The sequence below is a fragment of the Leptolyngbya sp. AS-A5 genome, assembly GCF_039962495.1.
In the GTDB taxonomy this organism is placed as follows: Bacteria; Cyanobacteriota; Cyanobacteriia; order Leptolyngbyales; family Leptolyngbyaceae; genus Leptolyngbya.
In genome coordinates this window covers 1-5,725 of record NZ_JAMPLL010000074.1, presented here as the reverse complement: position 1 = coordinate 5,725, position 5,725 = coordinate 1, and the positions used below count along the sequence as shown (strand labels likewise).

Sequence of the window (5,725 nt, the reverse complement as noted above, 5' to 3'; positions counted from 1 at the left end):
TGACTTCAATGCCGCGATACAGCATCATTTTCTCAATGTCCCGGTAGCTCAACGGAAAGGTGTAATACAGCCAAACGCAGTAGCTAATAATTTCACCAGGGAAGCGATGACGGGAGTACATGGGCAAGCAGTCGTTCTTAAAGTTGAACTAGTACGATTATTCTACGTTCCGGTTAACCTGACAATACGGCTCAAACAACTCACTGGCTCCGTCTAAAAGCTGGCGCTTCCAGTTGTGAATCATCGTCGGATGCACACTGTAATGACTCCCAATCTCGGCTATTGTCTTTTCGCCCTTAATCGCTTCGAGCGCGACTTTCGCTTTAAACTGGGCGCTGTGTTGTTTGCGTTTGTTTTGGCTCATAACCTACTCCTATCATGGGTGGGATGGGTGTAGCTTATTTGCCTGTCCAGTTTTTTGGTTCCACTTCAAGAATACCTCTGTAACAAAGAAGCCGAAATCGCCCGCTACCTCAGCGAGCAGCCCATCCAAGGAAGCTAAGACTCTCATTGGCATACAGCATCATCAAGGACCTCTACCTGACCCCAATACCCTTCAGCGCTATGAAGAGGTAAAACAAGGATTTGCAGAAAGAATCATGATGATGGCTGAAGCTAATAATCAATTCAGAATTCAAATCTCTCACAATTCTCTAAAAGCCAAGTCAAGAGAAGTCTTTATAGGTCAAGTATTTGGGCTATTGATTGGATTGGGAGGCCTTTGTACTGCTGCATTCTTGGGCTATCTAGGGGAGTCAACGGCTGCTTCTGTTATTGGAGGAACAACTGTTGTAGGGTTAGTCACTGCATTTATTCAAGGAAGAAAAGTAGAAACAAGTGATTCCAAGAAAAGAGCTACTAATTAGAAATAAAGCTCTTATAGAACAATCAGTAAGAAGCCAAGATCATCTGCAAGGCACCACTACTGTCAATGTCCAATCGCTATCCGAAAGCAGAATGTAAATTGCTTTATGAGCTAGAGGGAGAGCTAAAAAATCCCTAGGCCTCAGCAAGATCGTCTAAGTGCAAAGCAGATCAAACCCTCACTCAGTTTAAGATGATGAAGCCCGCCGAGAAATGCCTAAAAACAAAAAATCGGAGTTCACCTCATTATTACTTTGCCCAATGTCTTTACCAACTTGCAACTCCATCCCTCTACTAACTTTTCTTTAGACGACTTAGAGCCGAATTCGCTCAATTTCATCAAGGCTAATGCTCTCATCTCTGTGATCTATAAATAAGACCTCAAATGCGTTCTATAGGAGCTGAGAAAGGATGGCTCTCAATGTAGGCGGAAATGACGATCTCGCTACGGGAGATTCAGAAATTGCACTTAATTACAATAGCTTAAGAATTCTTCTAAAGCGAACTCATACCGATTATGATTAAACCCATGGCTATTTCACGGTTATTCAAGTTGCTTTCTCAGTCGCTCTGATTTGCAACCGTAGATTAGCGTTTTTCCAAAGACAGGAGATATTATGAGCAGCGAAAGCGGATGCCCGTTTTCAGGCGGAGGTCAAAAGCATCAGCCTCGTCATAGACCGGCGAACCGAGACTGGTGGCCGAATTATTTGCATCTAAACATCCTCCACCAGCACACCCCTCAGTCCAACCCTATGGGTGAGGAGTTTAACTACGCTGAGGAGTTCAAGAGCCTCGATTTAGCTGAGCTCAGGGCGGATATCTATGAGCTGATGACCACCTCCCAGGACTGGTGGCCAGCGGACTACGGTCATTATGGGCCGCTCTTCATCCGAATGGCGTGGCACAGCGCCGGTACGTATCGAATGGGCGATGGTCGCGGCGGCGCGGGCTCGGGTAGCCAGCGGTTTGAGCCCCTTAACAGTTGGCCCGACAATGCCAACCTGGACAAGGCGCGCATGTTGCTGTGGCCCATCAAGCAGAAATACGGCAAGAAGATCTCGTGGGCTGATCTGATGGTCTTCGCAGGCAACTGTGCGCTCGAGTCGATGGGCTTCAAGACAATCGGCTTTGCTGGCGGGCGTGTGGACGTCTGGGCACCTGAGGAAGACATCTATTGGGGCTCTGAGAAAGCCTGGCTCGGCAATGAGCGTTACGAAGACGATCGCGTGCTGCTGAATCCCCTCGCTGCCGTCCAGATGGGTCTAATCTACGTGAACCCAGAAGGGCCAGATGGCGAGCCTGATCCGATCGGTTCAGGGCGCGATATTCGCGAGACTTTTAGTCGGATGGCGATGAACGACGAGGAGACCGTCGCACTCACCGCTGGTGGGCATACCTTTGGCAAATGTCACGGTGCGGGCGAAGCGACACACGTCGGTGCTGATCCTGGGGGTGCCACCGTCATGGATCAGGGCCTCGGCTGGAAGAACGCTTTCAACACGGGAGTCGGCGTCGATGCGATCACCAGCGGGATCGAAGGCGCATGGACTCCCACACCCACGCAGTGGGACAACAGCTATCTCGAAACCCTGTTCAAATATGACTGGGAGCTAACGAAGAGTCCCGCTGGTGCGTGGCAATGGAAGCCCAAAGGCGACGCTGGCGCGGGTACCGTGCCCGACGCACATGATCCGTCCAGACGGCACGCCCCGATGATGACTACAGCAGACATGGCGATGAAGATGGACCCCATCTACAACCAGATTGCGCAGCGTTATCGCGACAACCCAGATGAGTTCGCAGATCAATTTGCCAAGGCGTGGTTCAAGCTAACGCACCGTGACATGGGCCCTCGATCGCGCTATCTCGGACCCGAGGTTCCAGCCGAAGAGTTCGTGTGGCAAGATCCAATCCCCGCAGTCGATCATGAATTGATTGATGAGCAGGATATCGCCGCCCTTAAGGCCCAGATCCTCGCTTCGGGACTGTCTGTCTCCCAATTGGTTTCGACCGCTTGGGCGTCAGCGTCCACGTTCCGCTGCTCTGATATGCGCGGTGGCGCAAACGGAGCACGCATTCGTCTTGCGCCGCAGAAGGATTGGGAAGTCAACCAGCCAGAGCAGTTGGCAACGGTGCTGCAAACCCTAGAGGGAATCCAACAGGAGTTTAACAGTTCGCAGTCTGGCGGAAAGCGGGTTTCGATCGCTGACTTGATTGTTCTGGGCGGCTGCACAGGCATTGAGCAAGCGGCAAAGAACGCGGGTCACGACGTGACAGTTCCCTTCAAACCGGGACGTACGGATGCATTGCAGAAGAAAACGGATGTTGAGTCCTTCGCCGTGCTCGAACCGAGCGCGGACGGGTTCCGCAACTACACCAGCGGCAAACACAGCGAATCGCTTGAGGAGTTGCTGGTCGATCGGGCACAATTGCTGTCCCTGACCGCCCCGCAGATGACGGCTCTCTTGGGCGGACTGCGCGTCCTGGGCGCAAACTTTGGAGGGTCTAAACACGGCGTCTTCACCCATCGGCCAGAGGCGTTGACCAATGACTTCTTTGTGAACCTGCTCGACCTGGGCATGACGTGGAAGGCAACCTCTGAAGCAGAGTATGTGTTTGAGGGGAGAGATCGCAAGACGGGCGACCTGAAGTGGACTGCTACCCGTGTTGACCTCATCTTCGGCTCAAACTCTCAGCTACGGGCCCTCGCAGAAGTCTATGGAGCTGAAGACTCACAGCAGAAATTTGTGAATGACTTTGTGGCGGCGTGGGATAAGGTGATGAACCTAGATCGCTATGACCTTCGCTCAGTCTTAGCGGAAAGTTCTGCGAGAAGTTTCTAAGCCTAGCGGCAACTGCTCATCCGATGAAGAGAGATCGAGGCTACGCAAACCTGCGGAAAACCTAAACACAGGTGAAATCTAGAGACAAAGATGAGGGCTTATTGCAGTCGAAGAAGTTTCTTGTCGAGATAAATAGAATCTATTTTCTAGAAAATAGATTCTATTTATCAAAGCCGAATTCGCTCAATCTCATCAAGACTAATACTTTCATCTCTGCGATCGTAGAGTGCCGTTGTGCGAACATCGCTATGAGCTGCAATTTTCTGGGCATTATCGCGACTTCCTCCATTTCTTAAGTAGTTGGTAATGCCACTTGCTCGAAATGTGTGATTACATGCGTCAGTATTCACGCCTGTATCTTCTGCACGGCGCTTAATCATGGCCCATGCTTCTCGCCTTTCTAATCTACGTTCTGTAAGTTTTCGTGTTCTTCCTACTGTTGTACGAAAGAGGGGAGACTTCTTCTCTTGAGTGATATCAGCAACATTGAGATACTCATCTAAATACTGTTCCGCTGTATGATGTACAGGAACTTCATGATATTTACCTCCTTTCTCGTGAAGGCGAATCCACGTGCGTCGCCCTTTGGTAAAATAGTCTTCAACTGACATACCAATGACTGCACTAATTCGAGCAAAGCTATAAAACATTGTGGCGATTAACGCGCGATCTCTGAGTCCTACTACATGCGAAGTATCAATTCCTCCTAAAAGCTGCTTCATCTCTTCATCAGAGAGCACAGGAGTTTTGCCCGTTTTTACGCGATGTTTAATCCCTTTGACTTCTGCTGCGGGATTTCTATCTAAAATCTTGCCATCAACAAGCCACTGAAAAAGAGAGCGAATAGCTGCAAGGTGCTGATTCACTGTAGGAGCTGAGAAAGGATGGCTCTCGATATAGGCAGAAATGACGATCGCACTAATTGCTGAAAACTCAATGTCTCGTTCTTCGCACCAGTGAAGAAATTGCCGCACCGCTTATGCTCAAGCGGTGCGAGTGTTTTTGTTGCGGATACTGACAAGGAAGAATTCAACAAAGCGTTGTGAGGTTTTCTCACCTGCTTGAGCAATCACAGCAGGGAGAACAAAGGACGGTGAAGAGACTAAAGAGGAAGGGCGATCGTTCATGGCTCCTCCTTACTCGCTAGTAATTCATAAAACTCATTGAGTTTTCTTCGCAGCACTTCCTTTGGAATCAATCGAATCTCGTATTCAGCGACAACAGTAGGGCTAATTGATCGACTAAGCGCATACTCAACAACTTCATCATCTTTGTCACGACACAGTAAAACACCAATACTGGGATTTTCATGAGGCTTTTTGATATCTCGATCAAGCGCTTCTAAATAAAATTCAAGCTGCCCAAGGTAGTGAGGCTGAAACTTATCAACTTTTAGTTCAAAGGCAACAAGGCTCTGCAACTCTCGGTGAAAGAAAAGCAGATCGATGGTAAAGTCACTGTTTCCAACTTGTAAACGGTATTCTTGACCTAAAAAGGTAAAGTCTCGTCCAAGTTCAAGAATGAAATCTCTAAGACAGCTCACCAGGCCTGTTTTCAAATCATTCTCAGAGTGATTGGACGCTAGATTGAGGAAGTCCAAGATGTAGCTATCGCGAAAGACACCAGTGAGAGGTTTAGGGTGACTCATCTGTGGAAGTTTCGGATCGGCAAGGCGAGTGCGCTCAAAGATGCCGCTGTTGATTTGTCGATCAAGTTCACGGGTGCTGTAGTGCTCGGTAGCGGCAAGCTGAAGATAAAAGAGGCGCTCATCCTCGGTTTTACACCGAGAGATAAGCAGGGTGTGATGAGTCCAGCTTAATTGTGTCCGTATTGTCAGGTTAACCGGAACGTAGAATAATCGTACTAGTTCAACTTTAAGAACGACTGCTTGCCCATGTACTCCCGTCATCGCTTCCCTGGTGAAATTATTAGCTACTGCGTTTGGCTGTATTACACCTTTCCGTTGAGCTACCGGGACATTGAGAAAATGATGCTGTATCGCGGCATTGAAGTCA

6 protein-coding genes and 2 pseudogenes are annotated in these 5,725 nt (G+C 49.0%); 3 read left to right on the top strand and 5 right to left on the bottom strand.

Features of this window, described 5'->3' with window-relative positions:
• A pseudogene (locus NC980_RS26030) lies at positions 1-121 on the bottom strand (IS6 family transposase); the annotation flags it as partial.
• Positions 122-157: 36 nt separating this feature from the next.
• A complete protein-coding gene (locus tag NC980_RS26025) occupies positions 158-364 on the bottom strand; it encodes a transposase (protein ID WP_190375115.1) in 207 nt (68 codons plus the stop codon).
• Here NC980_RS26025 and NC980_RS26020 point away from each other — a divergent pair.
• Positions 345-866, top strand: coding sequence for a DUF2335 domain-containing protein (locus NC980_RS26020; protein ID WP_190375114.1), 522 nt, complete (start codon positions 345-347; stop codon positions 864-866). The two genes, NC980_RS26025 and NC980_RS26020, sit on opposite strands and share 20 nt — an antisense overlap.
• 615 nt (positions 867-1,481) lie before the next feature.
• Positions 1,482-3,710 (top strand): catalase/peroxidase HPI, encoded by a 2,229-nt coding sequence (katG, locus tag NC980_RS26015; protein WP_190375113.1) that lies wholly within the window; start codon positions 1,482-1,484, stop codon positions 3,708-3,710.
• 167 nt (positions 3,711-3,877) lie between these two features.
• On the opposite strand, the gene NC980_RS26010 is transcribed toward katG, so the two are convergent.
• The 3 genes from NC980_RS26010 to NC980_RS26000 are packed head-to-tail and all read right to left on the bottom strand — an operon-like array spanning position 3,878 to position 5,619.
• A complete protein-coding gene (locus NC980_RS26010) occupies positions 3,878-4,684 on the bottom strand; it encodes a tyrosine-type recombinase/integrase (protein ID WP_347272558.1) in 807 nt (268 codons plus the stop codon).
• 9 nt (positions 4,685-4,693) lie between these two features.
• Positions 4,694-4,837, bottom strand: coding sequence for a hypothetical protein (locus NC980_RS26005; protein ID WP_242026511.1), 144 nt, complete (start codon positions 4,835-4,837; stop codon positions 4,694-4,696).
• The gene (locus tag NC980_RS26000) at positions 4,834-5,619 is read right to left on the bottom strand and encodes a PDDEXK nuclease domain-containing protein (protein ID WP_190375112.1); all 786 of its coding nucleotides are present in this window, start codon (positions 5,617-5,619) and stop codon (positions 4,834-4,836) included. Before NC980_RS26000 ends, NC980_RS26005 begins: the two co-directional genes overlap by 4 nt.
• On the opposite strand from NC980_RS26000, the pseudogene NC980_RS25995 reads away from it, so the two are divergent.
• Positions 5,605-5,725 (top strand): annotated as a pseudogene (locus NC980_RS25995) (IS6 family transposase); the annotation flags it as partial. The gene NC980_RS26000 and the pseudogene NC980_RS25995 overlap by 15 nt on opposite strands.